Source organism: Methanocella arvoryzae MRE50, assembly GCF_000063445.1.
Lineage (GTDB): Archaea > Halobacteriota > Methanocellia > Methanocellales > Methanocellaceae > Methanocella_A > Methanocella_A arvoryzae.
This window is the reverse complement of the sequence record NC_009464.1, coordinates 1,790,355-1,809,432: the sequence shown is the minus strand read 5'-3', so window position 1 is coordinate 1,809,432 and position 19,078 is coordinate 1,790,355. Positions and strand designations below refer to the sequence as shown.

Genomic DNA, 19,078 nt, shown 5'->3' with positions numbered 1-19,078 from the left:
CTTTTAATATTTCTTAAGCCAGTTTACGATAGCGTTTAATGCTTCTTGATCAAGCTCTATGCCTGGCGCATTATAGTTCATGCTAACATACTGGGCGTCCAGCTTTTCTTCAGGGGCCTCTTCGTGCTTCAGTACGTGATTTGCGGTTTCAGGGTACACGAAAGATGCCTCTGAATTATGCCTGACTGCTTCTTCCAGGGCCTCGCCATCCGCCTTCCAGTCGACCTGGATGTCCTTTTTGCCGATGACGACGAGTAGCGGCTCATTGACCTTTGCAATGTGGTCTGCGAGGCTGTAAGCCCATAGTTCTCTGCAAAACGGCAAGTTGGAAGGGGTTTCTAGAGTTAGCAGTATGTTTTTGAGGACTTCCGGAAGCGAAGGATCGGGGGTAACTGGCTTACCGGCGATAAACCGTGCTATGGCCTCATCGTAATATTTCATGACGAGGTCTCCGCCGGGCAAAGGCTCAAACTGCCTGGAGAGCTGGACACTGGCCAAGTCGCCGACCGATCTTGCGGGCGCCCCGGTCAGCACCAGTCCTTTGAAGCGATTGATCTTTGCCTGCAACTGGTAGTTAACAGCATGAATAGTGCCTTCACTATTGGCCAGAACGAACAGATTATCCTTTTTAACGTTTGTTTCTGCCAGTAATGTTTCAACGGCGCCCGTAATCTCCTCTATGTAGTATTGCATGCTGATTTTGCCGTTAAACTTTGATAAGTTCTCTACGACGTTTGGTCCGGATCCGAGCTTGTCATAGCGCAGAGTAGCAAAGCCCTGGCTTGCGAGCGCTTCAGCCAGCAATCTGGCGCTGCCGTTCGTTCCGGGCAGGAGCGGCGTGCACCAGTCTCTGTCTGTCGGGCCGCTGCCTGCTATAAAGATAACTGCCGAATGCGCTTCTTTATCTGCCGGCGCCGTAATCGTCCCATTTACTGTAATACCCTGTACGTTCCACGATACTTCTCTGTTTTCGATTGCCGTTTTAGTCATGTTTTCCACTTTTCTCCTTTGAATCCTGTTTCCCGGTCCCGGCCTGTTCTCGCAGGAACCCGCCGCTGAACTTTCTGGCCGCCTCGAGGAACTGCTCGTCTTCTACCAGCCGCAGCATGATCGCGACCTGGTAGGCGTTAGCCACGACCAGGCGGTCTTTCTCCACCTGCTCCAGGCCCGACTGCTGCAATTCCGCTAGAATGGCCTTGCTTCTCCTGTCCATAGCCATCAGGTCGCGCTTCGCCTCGGCCATTTTTCCCGGCAAGACGTTGTACCCCATGTAGCTCAGCGACTTGATCAGCTTCTCCCAGAACTCCTCGTTGATGCCGGCCGCAACTGCTGCCGCAGCCGACGGGCTCGACGGATCAGAGATATTAAAGGTGAAGTTCATGGCCGCTTTCCGATAGTACTTCTTGACCACGCCTCCGACGATCTCTTCCCTGACCAGCTTGACCAGGCCATGCTTTTCCAGTTCCTTCATGTGGTAGTATACGGAGCCTGAATTGGCGCCGAGCTTCCGGGCCACGTCGGACACGGAAAACTCTTCCCCGCTAATAATCCGAATGATCTCAGCATACCTGGGACTGCATAGCAACTTGATGGCGTGGGGATCTTCGACAATCATGATTTCCTGAATCGCCGAGTCCGGCCTTTGCTTATGAGGCATGGCCTATCCTATGCACTGCCAGGTTATAAATTTTTTTATAGGTGCTAAATAAGTTATAAGGATAAAAAATTTTATACATGCCATGCTGGCCTGAATTTTTCACTCCGTAAGCTGGTCAGGTATCAGTTGGCCTGCGCTATCGATGCGGCTACTGGTACCATGATCGACGCCATGCCCGGGGCAGAAGTAACCGGCGTCGACCCAGACTAATTCAAGTATAGGTCCACGGAGTGCGGAAGCATTGTCTCTAAATATTTTGCGACCCATAGGACTCTTGATTAGCATGAGGATAGCGAGAGGTGCCCGGGTTGAGCGTACATGAAGACACTACTGTCAACAGTGAGCCGGCACATCTGTCCCCGGAAGAGGTGCGGTGGCAGCGTCTTCATGCTCAGCACCTGGATGTAAAGGCGCCTGTGGATCGGCTCGTTGAGGTTGTGCGTTCTTTATGCGGGGCAAACGCTCAGTCCAGACAGGCGATGATGTTATCGCTCAGGGCACGTATCGGAGGGCTTGAGCCGGCCTATGTAAACAAAGCGTTAGAGGAAAAACGCCTGGTGCGGACGTGGGCTATGCGTGGAACGTTGCACCTGGTCGATCCGCAGGACCTCAACTGGATAGTCCCGCTACTCGGCCCGGGCCTCATAAAAAAGGGCATGGGGAGACGCCTCGAGCTCGGGCTCGACGAGAAGAAGGTCGCACTGGGGCTCGAGGAGATTCGAGACATCCTTCGTGAAGAGGGGTCTCTCACCCGGAGCGAGCTTGTCGAAATGCTGAACGAACGGGGAGTGGATATTGACCCTAAAAGTCAGGCACCATACCATTTACTCGCCCGCGCAGCCCTCGAAGGTATTGTCGGCATAGGCCCGGAGAACGATGAGGGCAAGCAAACATTTTACCTCGTGGCTGACCCTGGCGCCATACGAAAGCGTATGTCTGACGAAGAGTGGCAGGCTGAACTCGCCCGGCGGTATCTGCCAGGGTACGGGCCTGCAAGCCTGAAAGACTTTACCTCGTGGTCCGGGCAGTCGGTTTCCAGGGCTAAGCGCGGCTGGGACATATTGCGGGAGAACGGGACCATTATGCCGGTTACGGTAGAAGGGCAGGTACTCTGGTCGCTCCGGACTCAAGATGAACATTCCGATAAATTGGCTGTTAGTGGGACGGTGGTGAATCTCCTGCCAGCATTCGACCCGTACGTCCTGGGCTATGATGACCGAAGATACCTCGTTCCTGAATCGTATCATGGCGAAGTATACCATGGCGGCCAGACCGTGCCTGTCGTGCTGATCGATGGCCTCGTAGCCGGCGTGTGGCGGTACGAGCGCAGTGGAAAACGGCTGGACCTGAAAATCAAGCCGTTTAAGCCATTTGACCACACCATTCGAAGGCTTGTAGCAGAGGAAGCGGAAGACACCGGACGTTTCCTGAGCCAGTCGCCATCGGTCGTCTACATCAAATAGCGTCATCCGAGAGAGTGAGAGTAAAAAATGATTAGACCGGGCGTCCGGCGACTGCACTATGGGAGCCAGATTCGTAGTTATGCTGCTCGCTGCTTAAACTGACTTATTTTTAATAGCTCAGAATTATATGACATAAAAAGAAGGGGATTTATATCCCCCAAATTTTTTATGGGACAACCCAGATTTGAACTGGGGTCCAAGCGTCCCAAACGCTCGAGGATGGACCAAGCTACCCCATTGTCCCGTCTTTGACTGAATCGTAGTCGCGCCGGGAAGATAAATATGTTGCGGTGCTTGCATGCTGCCAGATATCGCCCGTGCCTCCCCGAAAAAGACTGTCTCTACACTCTATTCTCCCATCACTATTATCCAGCCCTCCCTGACATCTGTACCTCCCTGACCTCCTTCTTTAAAACCCTCCTTTAACCTCGATGACCTCCCTGACCTGCCTCCTATCCTCCAGTGCCTCCCTTTACTCGGGTATATGCCGGGGATGGCCTGCACCAGCAAAATGCAGAGGACCAAGGAGGTTCAGGAGGAAAGGAGGCAGGTTAAAGGAGATACACGGAGGTCGGGGAGGGTTTAAAAAAGGGAGGTTTAAGGAGGTAAGGAGGTCGGGGAGGGTGATATCCGTCGCTGCAACACTCGCGGAGAAGGATTCACAAGCGAAATTCTGTGCTTTCTCCACAGGAAACCGGGGGCTTCCAATGGCGAGATTTCGACCGAGCTGGACATCCAGAGAGCATCGCCAGCCGGTGCACCAAAGAGCTTACTGACAGAGGACTGATCATCAGGGAGCCTGAGAGCAGGGGCTTCAGAGTGAAAGAAGAGTTCGGTGACCTGGTAGAGAAGATCGCCGGCAGGCCCTGAGAACGGCCCACCAAAGCTATTTGTATTCTCCTGTCCCACTAAAAGGCATATGCCAGTACTGCCCCGAGATTTCTACGATCGGCCCACGCTCGAGGTAGCCAGAGACCTGCTCGGCAAAACCCTCGTCCGGCAACTCCCTGCTGGCAGAGTCGCCCTGAGAATCGTCGAGACCGAGGCATATATCGGTGAAAACGACAAAGCCTGCCACGCCAGCAAGGGCATGACAGCCCGTAACCGGGTAATGTTCGGCCAGCCCGGCCACGCTTACGTCTACCTCATCTATGGCATGTACAACTGCCTCAATCTCGTAACGGAGAAAGACGGCTACCCCGCCGCAGTCCTCATCAGGGCAGGCGAGCCGATCGAGGGGGAGGAGATCATGTCCTCCCTCCGCCCGAAGGCCAGAAAGCACCATGAGATCGCCTCCGGGCCCGGCAAGCTGTGCGGCGCCATGAGCATTACCAGAGCCCTAAACGGCGCCGACGTCTGCGCTTCAGGCGAGCTGTACGTCGAGGACGGGCCGGCAGTGAAGAAGATCGTCGCCTGCCCGAGAATCGGCGTCGACTACGCCGGCGAAGATGCGCTACGGCCGTGGCGGTTCTATGACAAAAACAGCCCGTGTGTGTCTAAACGAGCGCCTGGCGACATATAAGATATCGATTTCACCACCGAGACATACAGAGTACTATTCACCACAGAGGCACAGAGAAACACAGAGAGCGGTTAACCACAGAGGCACAGAGAAACACAGAGTTTTTTTATGATCTGGATTGATAATCTCTAATAATTTAGTAAGCCTTTGTGCGTCTCTGTGAATCTCTGTGCCTCTGTGGTAAAACCAGTACTCCGTGAACCTCTGTGCGTCTCTGTGCCTCTGTGGTAAAACAGCCTCATGCCGTGGTGGTTAGTCTGAGGCAATGGATAAAAAGGTGTTTTTAGTCTATCTGCCTGTACAGCTTTGGATTGAGCCGGGGTATCATGGCCATGAGGACGCTCTGCTCTGTTAACTGAGTACGATCCAGCATACCACGGGATAAATAACCAATAGCGCCCATCTTCTGTCCTAAATTCTCAATGCCCGTGAGTTCGCTCATGACGTCGCCGACTTCTCTGCCGGTGAGCACTTCGGCGAGGACTGTGGGCGGGTACTGGAAGCCGCTGCCGCAGCCTGTCGTGCAGTCCAGGCCGTCGAAGACGGCGCAGAACTGGATGTCTAACACGTAGCCTTCCACGTCGGTCAGGCCGGCCTCGATGCCGACGCCGTAGTCGTAATCTCCTGTTCTGTAAGCGTTTTTGGCGCGGTTGATGGCGCCCTTGATGGTCTCGGATCCGAAGGGCTGGTCGGGCACGCCCGAGCCGACCTTGCGGCCTTCGACCTCTACGTTGTCAAACAGCTTGCCGAACACGTTTTTGACCGCGTTGACCTTGACCGGGTTCACGGTGCCAACTGCCACCTTCATCAGTAATCTCCTTCCTTTCTGGCCAGCAGGTTGCCGTGGGAGTCGATCTCGCCCTCTACGATCCGTGTGGAGGAAATGGGCCTGCCGTCCTCGGCGAGGACGTACTCCACCCTCACGACCTTGATCGGCTTCATGCCCTTTTCTTTGCGAATCTGGTTGATCTTCACGGCCGTCGGATACGTCTCGGGTGATACCACTATGTAATCGTAGTCCTGGACCAGCGTCTTCCCGTAGGGATCGTCGATCTTCATGATGTGGGGCTCGATGCCGAACTCTTTTTTGACCCAGTCCCGGACCGCCTTTTCTCTTTCACCGTACGTCTCCACGTCTCGGGTCCGCTTGCCGGTCGCCATGTCGTCGGAGGTGAGGCCGATGTCCACGTCGGCGCCGAGGTTATATGCTGTGCGCAGCAGCAGCTTGTGCCCGTCGTGCAGCGGCTGAAAAGTGCCGCCGACCGCGATCTTCACCACTTACTCATCTCCGCATCGCTTCCAGGTACTTCCTGGAAAGCTCAACGTACTCTTCGCAGTTGCCCTCGGGGTACTTCATCTGCTCGGGGGAAAGCTGCTTGACTACCTTCGCCGGGACGCCCACGACGAGCGAGCCTGCGGGGATTTTGTCGCCCTCTTTGACGACGGCGCCGGCGCCGATGATGCAGTGGTCGCCGATCTCCGCTTTGCTCAGCACTATAGCGCCCATGCCGATCAGCGCATACTTCCCAATCGTACACCCGTGGATAATCGCCCCATGGCCGATCGTCGTGCCCTCGCCGATGAAGACGTCCTCCCCTGGCCCGGAGTGCACCACAGAGTTATCCTGTACATTCGCTTTCCGGGCGACAGCGATCTTCCCCTTGTCTCCCCGGAGCACAGCGCCGTACCACACGCTAGCCTCGTCCTCCACGTGGACGTTACCGATCAGCACGGCGGTCTCAGCGACAAAAGCAGTTTTCGAGATTTCGGGTTTCCCAAAATAATCGAGGATCATGATTGGTCAATCATTCGTGTGCTAGTCTAAAAAACTAACGTTGTATTATGTCCATTGTGAAGAAAAAGCTCGATGTGCTCGGCCCCGGGAGGCCTCGGTTTTAAATCGCAAAGACGCTAAGACGCAAGGACGCAAAGATTTTTTGATGATCGTGGCGTCTTAGCGCCTTAGCGCCTTTGCGAACTAAGAACAAGGCGTCCTGGCGCCGAGCACACTATCAATAACGTTGAGCCTCAGGCTTCGAGCCTGAGCCTCCTGGTCACGAACTCTGTGTCCAGCGCCAGCACGAACGGCCCGAGTTTCGGGCCTCTGGGCTTGCCGAGCAGCAGTGTGTACGCGGTCTTGAACAGCTTGGCGGGCTTGATCTCCCTGCGCTTGGCCATCTCGAAGATCTCGTACTGCGTCTCCTCCTCGGTGTGCTTCGCCTCGATGTAATCGGCCAATTCCTTCAACGCGTCCTTCTCCGCCCCAGTGATGTCCGCGGGAATCTCCAGGTTGTCCTTGATGGAGATGTTATACTCGTCCGGGCCGTAGTGGTGAGCCCAGAAGCCGGCGAGGCTGACCCTCATAAATATGAAATAAATTTCATTTTTTTGTTTGATAAATATATCGAATAAATATCTATGACGAAAAATTAATAAATAATTAAGTAGTACAACCGCTTGCAAGATGAGACGTAGATGGAAACCCGGCGACGTTCTGGAACAACATGCCGGGCCGCCATCGCCAAAAGGCAAAATTAGGTAGACTCATGATCAAATATAGTTTACCTCTATTTTGCCTCCTTTTGAGACATCGACAGATTTTACTGTCGGGGAAACAAGTATAAAAACGACCGATGCGATTGCGAAAATGGCAAATAATTCCAGGGTAGAATCGGTGAAGAAAGACACCTACATGTTCCTCAATAAAACGCGTACTATCCAGACTAAGCCCGAAATAACCTATCCTGAAGAGTTAAAAAAGAAGGGTATTGGTTATAAATCGGATAGAGTAACAGTCGGTTTTTGGAAGCTTCCAGCATCCCTGGATGAATTTGGGAAAAAATACGGAGGCAAACTAGTTCAACCTACCGATGGAGATCTAAAATTGCAATCAATTGTCTATGAAACTGATAATATAGACAATTTCATTAACAAAGCATCAAGCGATCCATATGTAAGCAATATCTGCCCTGCTATAACTGGACATATTGATGGTTACTCGCCAAATGATCCCGGTTTCACAAGTGGCAATCAGAACTATTTAAATTCAATTTATGTTCCGGATGCATGGAACTATCAGAAAGGTGATAGTAATATCATAGTAGCCGTTCTTGATACCGGTGTTTGGAGCGGCCACCCCGACTTAACTGGACGTATATTGAGTGGTTATAATTTTATTAGTAATAATGCTAACACGAATGATGATAATGGGCATGGCACAATGATGTCCGGTATCATCGCTGCCACAATAGATAATGGGGTAGGTATTGCAGGTGTATCCCAATCGAGGATACTACCAGTTAAGATTATGGATAGCGCTGGAAGTACCGATTCGATCTATGCAAGACAGGGAGTAGAGTATGCAGCAAGCCATGGTGCAAGAGTAATAAGCATGAGTTTTGAGATAGACGGCGATGATCCAAACCTTCGGCAAGCAATTGATAATGCCTATGGTGCAGGGTGCGTTTTAGTTGCCTCTACTGGAAACACATACCCACAAGCCAATAGTATTATAATAAAATATCCGGCAGGATATGGAAATGTAATCGCTGTTGGAGCAATTGATAATAGTAACAACCGTATGGGAATCTCAAATTATGGCCCCCATGTTGATGTCGTGGCCCCTGGTGTACAAATAGCCTGTACACAAATTGGATCAACACCACAAACACAATATGGAACAGCCAGCGACACCTCTCCTGCCGCTGCTCTGGTTTCAGGTGTTGCCGCTTTAGTGGTATCACAGAACCCTTCGTACAGCAGTTGGAAGGTTGGAGATGTACTTAGAAGAACCGCTATTGATTTAGGTCCAAGTGGATTTGATAATGAGTATGGCTACGGTAAAGTCAACGCATATTCTGCAGTTACGACCGGGACGATAGGATTCGGAGGATCTGGTAGCCTACCTGCGCCGAATTATTATGGTTGGTGTACCTACAGCGTACCTGTCGATTCGTATACAACTGTAGTTATGGTCGGAAATGAAAATGCGGATTTCGACATCTATGCTAAGTGGAATTCGTTGCCTACGACAAGCAGCTATGATGCTAAGTCAGATTCCGTGGATTCCCTTGAACGCTTGACGATCAAAGGGTCAGGAACACTGTATGTGATGGTAATATCATATAGTGGTAGCGGCAATTTCAAGTTATATATAATGAATGGTAATCCATCGTATGTATCAACAAGCGGTGGAATTATTTCCGCAGGTGGTACAAACTCCGCAACATTCCAAAACAATGGTGAAGGAAGATGTTATACATTCAATTCAGGCCCCGATGGAAGTAACTTTAACTTGTACCTGAGATGGAATGCACCAGTGTCTACGACAAGCTATGATGCAACAGGCCAAAGCATAGATGCGCAGGAAATTGCGTTAACTTCATCGTGGGGAGGCACGTTGAACAACATGATATATGCGCAAACAGGAGGAGGGGAATATAGAGCATTAAGCTTAATATATTAATGCTCTATTTTTTATTTTTTGGTGATAAAATGAAAGAATTATTACAAAAATATTTTTTATCAATAATACTGATAATAGTACTATCGCTAACATTAACCTTGACCTATGAAATAATTACAGATCGTTTTTATAGCTATAGCAAACCAGAAATTGTGTACCCTAAAGACCTTGATGTGAAAGGAATTGAATACGATCATAACAATGTATCTGTCGTTTTCTGGAAACTTCCTGGCTCAATCCAAGGATTCGGGAAAAAGAATGGCGGAATGCCGATTCGCCTAACAGAGTGGAATATGCAGTCCCAATGTATAGTATATGAAACAGAAAACCAGACCGACTTTATAGAAAGGGCATCAAAAGACCCTCGTGTCAGGTATATTAACCCTGTTTACATAGGGCATTTAGTCCCAGCAAACGTGACAGTTGGCTTGCCTTCGATGAATGAACTTTCCAATTTATCAGCTGGAAAACCTGAAATTGTGTACCCCGCAGACCTCGATGAGAAGGGGGTTGAATACGATCATAATATTGTAACGATCGGATTCTGGAAACTTCCTGGTTCTCTGGAAAGATTCGGAGATAAATATGACGGAAAGGTATACCGCCTGACAGAGGAAAATTTGCATTTACAATCCATTGAGTATGAAACTAATAATCAAACCGACTTCATCGACCGAGCATCGAAAGACCCGTTGGTAAAATATATTCATCCGGTAGGTATCGGACACTTTACACCTGTCAATGGGACCTATGGTTTGCCATCGATCGATAATATTTCCGCAGACTCTACAGGGTAAGATTCGGCAAAACTGTTCTTATAAAAAGTTAAAATGCTCAGGCCTCGAGCCTGAGCCTCTTCGTCACGAATTCGGTATCCAGCGCCAGCACGAACGGCCCGAGTTTCGGGCCTCTGGGCTTGCCGAGCAGCAGTGTGTACGCGGTCTTGAAGAGCCTGGCGGGTTTGATGTCCCTGCGCTTGGCCATCTCGAAGATCTCGTACTGGGTCTCTTCCTCAGTGTGCCTTGCCTCGATGTAGTCGGCCATCTCCCTCAGGGCGTCCTTCTCGGCGTCGGTGATGTCGGCCGGAATCTCCAGGTCCTCCTTGATGGAGATGTTGTACTCCTCGGGGCCGAAGTTGCGGGCCCAGTAGCCGGCGAGCTTGACCCGGGTGAGGGCGTCCTGCTCCTGTTCCTTCGTGGCGTCGGCGGGCAGGTGGCCGGTCTTCTTCAGGGTGCGGAGGATGTGCTCCTCGTTCTTGGAGACGCTGACCATGGCGGCGAAGGTGTACGGTATCCTGATTTTGCGGCGCTTCTCGATCGGAAGCATGGGGTACACACGATCGGCCAGTTCCTTTTCCTCGGCGTCAGCCGCTTCCACTTCGTTATAGTATAAACGCTCGAACCGGTCGAAGCCGTCCACGAGGAAGTTGATGTTCTTGACTTCGAGGTTCTTCTGCTTCATGGGGTTGAGCGAGTAGAAGTACAGGAAGGCCTCGGGCTCCATGATTTTGTTCATGTCCTGGGTAATGTAGACGTTGCCGTGCCTTGTGGACATCTTGGCCGAGTTCACGAGGAAGAACTCGTATACTGAATACACGGGCGGCTGCCTCTTGAGGATGACCTTTGATATTTCCTGACCGGATGGCCACGAGCCTTCGTAGTGGTCCTTGCCGAAGGGCTCCATCTTGACGTCGAAGATCTGCCACTGGGAAGGCCATTCAAACCGCCACGGCAGCTTGCCGTTGTTCAGAGAGGTAGTGCCCTTGTGGCCGCAGCCCGGCACCTCGAACTCGCCCGCAAGCGACTTGCTTTCGCAGACGTAGTCCACGGTCCAGTTATCGAGGTCGACGGAGACTGCCTTTGCCGTGATACGGCCGCAGTTCTCGCATATCGGGTTAAAGGGAATGTAGTCCTCGGGGGTGTTCTTCTGGTATTTTGAGATGACTTCCCTCGCCAGGGGAATGTCCGAGAGGATCGTCCTCGTCGGAGCCTCGAACTTGCCCTCGTTATACAGGGCGTGATTGCTGTAGTCCTCTACTTCCACTCCAAGGGACCTGACGCCGTCGAGCCACACGTTGTTGAAGTGCTCTGCCCAGGACTTGCAGCACCCGAACGGGTCGGGGACATGCACATAGGGGAGGCCGACGTACTTGTTCAGCTCTTTCAGCTCTTGTTCCGTCAGAATTTTCCAGTTGCCCTCACGGTCGGGCATCCTCTCCGGGATCTTTCTCAATGGATCACGGTCGTCGCTGGTGTGGACATGCCTCGTCCTGACGCCCATGCTCTTGAGCGACTCCTTGATGAAATATCCTCTGAGAATGTCGTTGATGTTGCCGATGTGCTTGCCGCCCGAGGGCGACGCCGCGCACTTGACGACGACAGTGTCGTCGACTTCGCCGTCCTTGCCGTAGCGCTCGATCACTTCGTCGGCTAGAGTGTCTGCCCAGAAAACCCTGTGAACCATGATAGTGCCTGCCTGTCTGTGTCTCTGTTCGCCTGAATCTAATACATCATCGTATAAGTTATTTTCCAAGATACAGAGGCCGAATACATATTATATCATATGATATTATATTTATTACCATGAAAGAGGCTGCGGAAAAGCGAACTAGAACGTACCAGCTATACATGAAACTCAAGGGAACAAGTCCGCCCCTGTGGAGGAGGCTGAAAATCAGCGGAGATTCGACCCTTGCCGAGCTCCATAGCGCCATTCAGTGCCTGATGGACTGGGAGGAAGAGCACCTTCACGTCTTCCGGATCGGCAGGAAAGAATACGGCAATAAGAATTACGACGAGGATGTAATCGACGAGAAGTGCGCCAAAATAGAAAAGGCATTAAAGAATGTCAGCGAGTTTACCTACGTTTACGATTTTCGGTCGGAGCAGGTTGTAAAGATCAGCGTAGAAGCAATCCTGCCTCCGGAAGACCTTCCCTATCCTGTATGTACCGGGGGTCAGCGCCCGGGGCCAGGAGAGTACGAGATGTTATGGGGCGATGAGGAACCCCCGAAACGAAAACGTCGGCCGTCATTTGATCCTGAGACGGCAAATAAGTGTATTGCGAGCTGGGCTCCTAACCCGTATATGTTACACTAATTAGCCGGCAGTGATTTTCGATAAAAAATAGTCTTAGTCCACCAGGATGTCCGGCGACCCGTACCTGTTAGTCAAGTACATCAGCGCCCTCTGGTATCTGTCCAGCCTCTTCAAATCCCAGGATTCGACCTTCCTGAGGCGGCCGAGGTCGGAGTTGTGCCTGAGGTCGGCGATCTTGACTTTCGTGGCGAGGGGGTTCTGCTTAATGCGCCTGATATAATAGCTGTACCTCTCCTTGCCATTTATGTCGTAGACACCCGATCCGGCCTCGGCGGGGTTGGTTCTCTTGGTGAGGCAGTCGAGGGCATCGACGATGTTGTCCGGGTAGCCTTTCGACTGGAGGTCGCTGAGCGTGACACTGGTGTCCTCGACCACGTCGTGGAGGACCGCCACGATCATGGCGTCCTCGTCGGCCGGGTCCATTTCCATCATCACCCTGAGCGGATGGAGAATGTAGGGCAGGTCAGCCCGGTCCCGCTGGCCTTTGTGGGACTGGGTGGCGAGAATGATCACGTCTTCGAGGGAAGGCTTCTGCATCGGTTTCACCGGCTATGAGTGATTGGCCATCTAATCGATAAAAAGCTGTTCATCATCATGCCCTGCTCCAGATACGAGAATATAGCCAGATACTTTTTCCATCGGACGTACAGCGCTAGAAAGTCTTCGGAGGTCGGGGAGTTCACGGGAGGTCTGGGAGGATTTTCAGGCTGGGAGGTCTGGGAGGGTGGAGAGGTTTGAGGGGAGGTCGGGGAGTGTGGAAAGGTCTGAGAGGATATTTCTAAGTTAATTCTCTCGGACTACTATTACAATGACAAATGCCGATTTGCACTACTTTGATAACTCTGGCACCTCTTCAGCCCGCCTCGTTCCCTCTTCTATGAGCCGCCTCCTGTACTCCCCGTCCCAGAACCCCAGCGAAGCGATCTTGTACAGGGACTGGGATGTGTAGAATGGCAGGAGATCCTGAATCTCATTTCGATGCTTTCTATCCGGCTCATATGCCCTGATGAAATGCTGCACGTAAGGCTCTGCCTTGTTGCCGTCCCCGCCCTCGTAGGCGAACTGGTGCCACAGATCCGCCGCTATGCTTCCTAAGTCCACGCATTTGCTGCGCCTGGGCCGGCTGCGCTCTACGTCGAAGGCGTAGATGATGCCGTCTTTGATCTTGAAGTTCGAGGGGTTGGCGTCTCCGTGCACCGTGACGCCTCTCTGCCTGAAGAGGGGCTGGTGCTCGTACCACCTGGCCATGTTGCGCATTGCTTTCCTGTGGAAGCCTCCCAGCGCCCCTGTTTCTTCGAGGCGGAGGAGGGCTTTCAGGTACGAGTAGAACATCTCGCACTGGTCGATATAGTAGCTCTGGGGCATCTCTGTGTGGATGCGCCTGAGGAGGCCTGCGGTCAGCTCTAGCCCCATATACAGTTCGGCGGGGCCCCTCTTGCCGTGGATCACGTCCTGTATGAGGGACTGGAGGGTGAAGCCTCCCACGTATAAAGTGGCAAGCGCGCAGTCAAGGCGCTCGTCGCTGCCGAGGGCTCTCGCTACCTGATACTTGCCGGATCCGAACCCTCTTCGCTCGTATTCCTTGAGGGTGGCGAATTCCGTCGCCATCTCCCTGCAGGGCTCGTAGGTCGTGCTTGTAGGCCCCAGCGTTCTGCGGAAGAACTTGACGTGGACCCGCTTATCGTCGATCTGGTAGACTTCGGTGACGTGGGAAGAGGCGTGCTGCTCTTTGACGGGCCTGATCTTCCACTGCCCGCCTCTGCCGAAGATATCGGGGTTTTCCCTGGCCAGGCGACGCAGCCACCGGTGGATCTCACCGGATGTCCGTGGAGACTCTGATCTGGCGGATGCTCTTTTTTTCGTTTCCTGCACTGGAAATCACCGGGTAAAACTGCTGTAGATAGCTGAAAACCGGGCGGGCGACAGCCCCCCGGCGTACCTGTCCGATATGGGTGCGAATGAGATCGTGTGGAGATAAAAATGAGCCCTGACGGTGCTGCAAGTGTCCTGATCGACATCACTGATCGACATCATCAGACGAATTATATTATCTGCTGGAAATAAATATTATTCCCGGCCTTACGATACCGGGGCCGTGGAATCAGTCGCCTGGGAGAGGCTCAGATGACGGGGGCTCAGATGACACAGTCGATTTAGATGACAGAGTCGATCCAGACGACGTCAAAAGTTTCAAGATCGATGATGGCTGCCTGCCCTTCGGCCGCGTAGCCGGGATTGATCAGCCAGGCACCGTCTTTGACTTTGCCTCTGGCTTTGTGTATGTGGCCGCAGATGATCAGGTCGAACTTGTCCAGCGCTGCCCTGAGAGACTTGCTGCCCATGGCACCCTTCGGCGTCATGTCCAGCGTGTCCAGCGGAGGCGCGTGTGTCACGAGAACTTTTCTGTCCACCGCGGGCATCTCTCTAAAGAGCGTCTCGAGCTTGTTTGCGATCTCCTCCTCCGATATTTCCGATGGAGTATTGTTGCCTGTCGGGTTAGAGTAGCCTATGCCCATGAACAGCGTATTCTTGATAATCCTCGGAGACACGTCCAGGTTGATGGCATCAGTGTACCTGCCCAGGCCTTCGACGACTTCCCGGGTATCCCAGTTGCCCGGGACAAAGAGCACTGTCGGGCAGAGTTGCTTCAGCTCCGAGATCGTACGAACCGCGCTCACCTCCGGGCCTCCGTGAGTGATGTCTCCGCAGATGACGATGGCGTCTACCGGATCGCTCTTCTTGATAATTGCGTCGAGCCTGAAAAACTTACCATGCAGGTCGGATAGGGCAAGTACCTTCATAATAACAGCATTGGGCTGGTGGATAATATTTATTTCTATAGATGTTCTGTGGCACGACTATAATTGTAGCACGTCTGTAATTCTGTAGCATGTCTATAATAGCGATAGACATTGTTCTTACGTAAAAATTCCATAAAAATTTTTAGAGCTCACTCGCTAGCGGTAACACACCTACCCCTTTATTTCCAATGGAGCCGGTATATCGGGATTTTCGGCTCAAGATAGTCTGAAATTTGATGTAATATTGGAAAATAAGTCAAAATAATGATTATTTCATTATTCAGTACTATGGATCATCCCATATTCAAAAGATAATTTTCCCGCGAAAATCCATTCTATTTTAGATTAAACTTAATTAAATAAAAATAATCTATTAAGCTATAAATCGTTATCTATAAATACTTTGATCTGCAAACCACTACAACAAGGTATTTTCATCTGACAAATCTAAAGCTTGGCTTTGGATTTTCAGTTCCAGTAGAAATTAAGGGGTGGGGGTATCCGGCATAAAATAAGTTCCAGTGGAAATGATGGCCTTACGTCGGCACGATTTTTGATATTCTGGCTCTGGACACTTTATGGACTTACAGTGCAGAAGAAAAAATTTTTATTTGGCATTAAATATCGTTAAATCAAAAACACATCTCAAATTGTCCGAATTTCCACAAGAAATAAAGGGGTTCTCTCTACCACAACTATTAATACATGACAAATACTATCATTTCCTCTGGAAACGCCTGGTTCTGGTGCATATCTTATGTTGACTGACAAGACCACACCACCTCTTCCCCCTGGAGGTGCCGAGACTAACACCCCCACAGATGCTGGAGCATCTGCTGATGCTGGTAGAACATCTTCTGATGTTGGTAAATTATCTGGTGATAGTACAAAAGCATCTGCCGATGCCGGCATAGTGGCATCTGATAATGCTGCTAAAGAAGGTAATAAGGACAGCAAGGGACTTTTCGACAACCTTGTGAACAGCGCAGAAGATAAGTCCCTCGACAACATCTTCCAAAACCTGCTCAGCATGAAGGGCATATTCCAGAACCGTGAAGTTCTCCGTTCATCTTACACTCCTGACTACCTGCCTCACAGGATGGACCAGATCAACGCTGTGGCAGAGATTCTCGTATCGGCTCTCAGGGGCGAATCGCCGTCCAACATCCTGATCTACGGCAAAACCGGCACTGGGAAGACTGCTACGCTCGAGAGCGTGAGCAAGAAACTCATGGATCTGGCGGAAAAAATGAACGTCGAGTGCAGGGTCCTCTTCATCAACTGCGAGCGCATAGACACGCAGTACAGGATCCTCGCCCACCTCGCCAGGCACTACAACCGGGAAGTACCAATCACCGGCTGGCCCACCGACCAGGTGTTCAACGAGTTCCGGGACGCGCTGGACAAGAAAGAGCAGGTCGCCATCATCATCCTGGACGAGATCGACAACCTGGTAAAGAAGAGCGGCGACGACATTCTCTACAATTTATCGCGCATCAACTCTGACCTTAAAAAGGCCAAAGTCAGCATCATCGGCATCTCCAACGACCTCACGTTCACCGACTACCTGGATCCCAGAGTCAAATCGTCCCTGGGCGAGGAGGAGATCATCTTTCCGCCATACAATGCCCTGCAGCTCAGCGATATTCTGGAGCAGCGCAGCAAGATGGCGTTCAAGGAAAATACCCTCGAACCCTCGGTTATACCGCTGTGCTCGGCCTTCGCGGCCCAGGAGCACGGCGATGCGAGAAAGGCGCTCGACCTGTTGAGGGTATCGGGCGAGATCGCCGAGCGCTCTAGAGACTCGGTTGTCAAAGAAGAGCACGTGCGCAGGGCCAGAGAGAAGATCGAGCAGGACCGGATCACCGAGGTCGTCCGGACGCTGCCGACCCAGAGCAAGCTCGTGCTGTACAGTATAGTGCTGCTCGACAAGGGCAACGATACCCACGAGCTCAACACCGGTGACGTGTATAACGTCTACCGCCGGCTGTGCCGCATGATCGACTCCGACGTGCTCACCCAGCGCAGGGTCACAGACCTGATCAGCGAGCTGGACATGCTGGGCATCGTCAACGCCACCGTAGTCAGCAAAGGCAGGTACGGCAGAACCAAGGAAATCGCGCTGAGCGTGCCGGCGGAGAGCACCCGCAAAGTCCTCCTCGACGACTACCGGCTGAGGTCGCTCAAGGATAGCAAGCCGTTCTACAACCAGCAACGGCTGTAACTTTTCGCTATACCCCGAGCAACGTCCTTAGCTTCCCCAGGTATGGTATCCTGAACTGCGAGACCCCGAGGACCCACTCTTTTTTCACAGGCTGGTTCTGGGAGATAGGGCTGGACTGGTCGTACAGGTAGTTGTTGTCGCCCTGGGTGATGTAGCCGGAGTGAGGTGCCGGAGGTCCGCCGGTCCACATGGGCTGGCCTTCTTCTACGTAGTACATGGCCCGGTGGATGACGGGCGTCACTGTGGAGTCGCCCATAGGCTTGAAGACGATCACGTCCCCGAAGTCGTTGAACGCCTTGTAGCCCCGGTCGACGGCTTCGTTATACGTGGTTACGCTGGCCCGGTCGAGGCTCTGCATAATAATGAGGTCGTCGGGCTTCAGGTTGGGGAGCATGCTATGCCCTTCGACGGCGACCATCGGGGGCCACACCCCGGAGTAGGCGTACAGCAGCCCGACGAGCACGAGCACGAAGCCTGCCGTGAAGGCCAGATCCTTGGCCAGCTCGATCCAGAAGTCCTTCGACATAAAGATGGCTGCCAGGCCCCGGGAGCTTCGAGGTTCCATGATCGAGATATAGGGAGGCCGTCACATAAATTCTCGGGCATTTTCCTCCGAAAATCCGGGGAGTATTCCGCGAGGCAGCAGGTGATAAATACGGGGTAGAATCGTCTGGCAGTTTATTCTTGGGGACTCTATTTAACAATGCAGCCGAGAGATTTCTACGATCTGTATGTACAAGATGATCTTAAGGCTGGACGTGGGCAGCCGGGCGGAGGACGCCAGGCTGAAAAACGCCGATGGCAAAGACGTTTCCCTCAGCGACTACATAGGCAGGAGCAACCTCGTGATGATCTTCTTCCTCGGCGGCTTCGACCTGCACTCGATGCGCAGCCTCCGGGACTTCATCGACAGGTACCAGGACCTGAGAGAGCTCGGCGCAGACGTGATAGCTATCACCCCCGAGCTCCCCGGCAAGGTGAAGACGATCACCGAAAACCTCAAGCCGCCGTTTACGCTGCTGAGCGATCCTGAGCTCGACTCGGTCAGGAAGTACGACGTCTACAACCCCACGACCAACTGGACCTGGCCCGCTGCCTTCATCATCGACAAGGACGGCGTCATCCAGTACGCTTACCGCGGGGCCAGCCCGCCCAACGTGCCCGACCTCGGGTATATCACCATGAAGCTCAGGCAGATGGCCGGCGCTAAGTAATTCAGATCACAGCCCGAATATGCCGATCAGGCTCCGCACGTACCCCAGATACGGTATCCTGAACCTGGCCACCCCGAGGATCCAGTCTTCCTGGACAGGCGTGTTCGGGCAGATGGCGCAGCTCTGATCGAACAGGTAGTTGTTGTCGCCCTGAGTGACGAAGCCGCTGTTGGGCGCAAGGGTGCTGCCTTCCCACATGGGGCTCGACGCGTTGACCCGGGACATGGCCCGGTGGATCACGGGCGTAATATCGGTCCGCCCGAAGGGCCTGTAGACGAGCACGTCGCCGTAGCCGTCAAAAGTCTTGTAGCCTGACAGTTTAGCCTCTTCATAGGTCTGGATCTGGTCGGAGCTCAGCTTCTGTATGAGAATGAGGTCTCCGTCCTGCATGTGCGGGTGCATGCTGAGGCCGTTTACGCTCACCAGCGGCGGCCATGCCCCCGAATACGCGTACAGCGCCCCTGCTACCACCGCGATGAAGGCGAAGGCGAACAGGAATTCCCTCGCCGTAGAAACCCAGAAGTTCTTGCTCTTCAAAAATTTCCTTATAATGTCCACCCTATCCGCTCCAGAATAAAATATCAGCATTATTATAATATATAGATATCCGCTGGAGCCCTGTGATGCCGCCTGG

Annotated in this window: 21 protein-coding genes and 1 tRNA gene; 8 read left to right on the top strand and 14 right to left on the bottom strand. The window is 52.5% G+C overall.

Annotated features, from left to right (window positions below; translation table 11 throughout):
* Positions 1-3: 3 nt before the first annotated feature.
* Together RCI_RS08985 and RCI_RS08980 are read right to left on the bottom strand one after the other, a co-directional pair.
* Entirely contained in the window at positions 4-990 is a 987-nt protein-coding gene (locus RCI_RS08985; RefSeq protein ID WP_012036114.1) for an alpha/beta hydrolase family protein, read from the bottom strand.
* Positions 983-1,657: a winged helix-turn-helix domain-containing protein gene (locus RCI_RS08980; RefSeq protein WP_012036113.1), complete on the bottom strand. Its 675-nt coding sequence runs from the start codon at positions 1,655-1,657 to the stop codon at positions 983-985. Before RCI_RS08980 ends, RCI_RS08985 begins: the two co-directional genes overlap by 8 nt.
* A gap of 368 nt (positions 1,658-2,025) precedes the next feature.
* On the opposite strand from RCI_RS08980, the gene RCI_RS08975 reads away from it, so the two are divergent.
* Positions 2,026-3,120: a winged helix DNA-binding domain-containing protein gene (locus tag RCI_RS08975; RefSeq protein ID WP_331436979.1), complete on the top strand. Its 1,095-nt coding sequence runs from the start codon at positions 2,026-2,028 to the stop codon at positions 3,118-3,120.
* A gap of 169 nt (positions 3,121-3,289) precedes the next feature.
* On the opposite strand, the gene RCI_RS08970 is transcribed toward RCI_RS08975, so the two are convergent.
* A tRNA-Pro gene (locus RCI_RS08970) sits at positions 3,290-3,364 on the bottom strand.
* 431 nt (positions 3,365-3,795) lie between these two features.
* Here RCI_RS08970 and RCI_RS08965 point away from each other — a divergent pair.
* On the top strand, positions 3,796-3,990 hold the full coding sequence (locus RCI_RS08965) for a hypothetical protein (protein ID WP_048198347.1): 195 nt from the start codon (positions 3,796-3,798) through the stop codon (positions 3,988-3,990).
* A 49-nt stretch (positions 3,991-4,039) separates the two neighbouring features.
* The gene (locus RCI_RS08960) at positions 4,040-4,642 is read left to right on the top strand and encodes a DNA-3-methyladenine glycosylase (RefSeq protein ID WP_012036110.1); all 603 of its coding nucleotides are present in this window, start codon (positions 4,040-4,042) and stop codon (positions 4,640-4,642) included.
* Positions 4,643-4,925: 283 nt separating this feature from the next.
* Here RCI_RS08960 and yjjX read toward each other — a convergent pair whose 3' ends face one another.
* From yjjX to RCI_RS08940, 4 genes are all read right to left on the bottom strand, one after another.
* Positions 4,926-5,450 (bottom strand): inosine/xanthosine triphosphatase, encoded by a 525-nt coding sequence (gene yjjX / locus RCI_RS08955; RefSeq protein ID WP_012036109.1) that lies wholly within the window; start codon positions 5,448-5,450, stop codon positions 4,926-4,928.
* On the bottom strand, positions 5,450-5,920 hold the full coding sequence (locus tag RCI_RS08950) for a phosphopantetheine adenylyltransferase (protein WP_012036108.1): 471 nt from the start codon (positions 5,918-5,920) through the stop codon (positions 5,450-5,452). Before RCI_RS08950 ends, yjjX begins: the two co-directional genes overlap by 1 nt.
* Before the next feature lie 4 nt (positions 5,921-5,924).
* Positions 5,925-6,437, bottom strand: coding sequence for a gamma carbonic anhydrase family protein (locus RCI_RS08945; protein WP_012036107.1), 513 nt, complete (start codon positions 6,435-6,437; stop codon positions 5,925-5,927).
* A gap of 233 nt (positions 6,438-6,670) precedes the next feature.
* A complete protein-coding gene (locus tag RCI_RS08940) occupies positions 6,671-7,006 on the bottom strand; it encodes a hypothetical protein (RefSeq protein WP_048198343.1) in 336 nt (111 codons plus the stop codon).
* Between the two features lie 283 nt (positions 7,007-7,289).
* On the opposite strand from RCI_RS08940, the gene RCI_RS15800 reads away from it, so the two are divergent.
* Together RCI_RS15800 and RCI_RS08930 are read left to right on the top strand one after the other, a co-directional pair.
* Positions 7,290-9,107, top strand: a complete 1,818-nt coding sequence (locus RCI_RS15800; RefSeq protein WP_081477318.1) for a S8 family peptidase — start codon at positions 7,290-7,292, stop codon at positions 9,105-9,107.
* A gap of 29 nt (positions 9,108-9,136) precedes the next feature.
* A complete protein-coding gene (locus RCI_RS08930; RefSeq protein WP_148266582.1) occupies positions 9,137-9,904 on the top strand; it encodes a hypothetical protein in 768 nt (255 codons plus the stop codon).
* Positions 9,905-9,941: 37 nt separating this feature from the next.
* Here the strand turns inward: RCI_RS08930 and lysS are convergent, their stop codons facing one another.
* Positions 9,942-11,570 carry a lysine--tRNA ligase gene (gene lysS, locus RCI_RS08925; protein WP_012036104.1) on the bottom strand — a complete coding sequence of 543 codons (1,629 nt, stop codon included), beginning with the start codon at positions 11,568-11,570 and terminating at the stop codon, positions 9,942-9,944.
* Between the two features lie 119 nt (positions 11,571-11,689).
* On the opposite strand from lysS, the gene RCI_RS08920 reads away from it, so the two are divergent.
* Positions 11,690-12,205 (top strand): plasmid pRiA4b ORF-3 family protein, encoded by a 516-nt coding sequence (locus tag RCI_RS08920; protein ID WP_012036103.1) that lies wholly within the window; start codon positions 11,690-11,692, stop codon positions 12,203-12,205.
* Positions 12,206-12,238: 33 nt separating this feature from the next.
* On the opposite strand, the gene RCI_RS08915 is transcribed toward RCI_RS08920, so the two are convergent.
* The 4 genes from RCI_RS08915 to RCI_RS08905 form a co-directional block, all read right to left on the bottom strand.
* Positions 12,239-12,742, bottom strand: a complete 504-nt coding sequence (locus tag RCI_RS08915; protein WP_012036102.1) for a bifunctional (p)ppGpp synthetase/guanosine-3',5'-bis(diphosphate) 3'-pyrophosphohydrolase — start codon at positions 12,740-12,742, stop codon at positions 12,239-12,241.
* A 291-nt stretch (positions 12,743-13,033) separates the two neighbouring features.
* Positions 13,034-14,077, bottom strand: a complete 1,044-nt coding sequence (locus RCI_RS08910; protein ID WP_012036101.1) for a phosphotransferase — start codon at positions 14,075-14,077, stop codon at positions 13,034-13,036.
* Between the two features lie 6 nt (positions 14,078-14,083).
* Entirely contained in the window at positions 14,084-14,239 is a 156-nt protein-coding gene (locus tag RCI_RS17015; protein WP_158308897.1) for a hypothetical protein, read from the bottom strand.
* A 119-nt stretch (positions 14,240-14,358) separates the two neighbouring features.
* Positions 14,359-15,006 carry a metallophosphoesterase family protein gene (locus RCI_RS08905; protein WP_012036100.1) on the bottom strand — a complete coding sequence of 216 codons (648 nt, stop codon included), beginning with the start codon at positions 15,004-15,006 and terminating at the stop codon, positions 14,359-14,361.
* Between the two features lie 976 nt (positions 15,007-15,982).
* On the opposite strand from RCI_RS08905, the gene RCI_RS08900 reads away from it, so the two are divergent.
* Complete coding sequence (locus RCI_RS08900; RefSeq protein WP_012036099.1) at positions 15,983-17,230, top strand: ORC1-type DNA replication protein; 1,248 nt, start codon at positions 15,983-15,985, stop codon at positions 17,228-17,230.
* A 7-nt stretch (positions 17,231-17,237) separates the two neighbouring features.
* Here RCI_RS08900 and RCI_RS08895 read toward each other — a convergent pair whose 3' ends face one another.
* The gene (locus RCI_RS08895) at positions 17,238-17,795 is read right to left on the bottom strand and encodes a S26 family signal peptidase (RefSeq protein WP_012036098.1); all 558 of its coding nucleotides are present in this window, start codon (positions 17,793-17,795) and stop codon (positions 17,238-17,240) included.
* Positions 17,796-17,961: 166 nt separating this feature from the next.
* Here RCI_RS08895 and RCI_RS08890 point away from each other — a divergent pair, with 166 nt between their 5' ends.
* The gene (locus tag RCI_RS08890; protein ID WP_048198340.1) at positions 17,962-18,444 is read left to right on the top strand and encodes a peroxiredoxin family protein; all 483 of its coding nucleotides are present in this window, start codon (positions 17,962-17,964) and stop codon (positions 18,442-18,444) included.
* A gap of 6 nt (positions 18,445-18,450) precedes the next feature.
* On the opposite strand, the gene RCI_RS08885 is transcribed toward RCI_RS08890, so the two are convergent.
* Positions 18,451-19,002, bottom strand: a complete 552-nt coding sequence (locus tag RCI_RS08885) for a S26 family signal peptidase (RefSeq protein ID WP_012036096.1) — start codon at positions 19,000-19,002, stop codon at positions 18,451-18,453.
* Positions 19,003-19,078 lie beyond the last annotated feature (76 nt).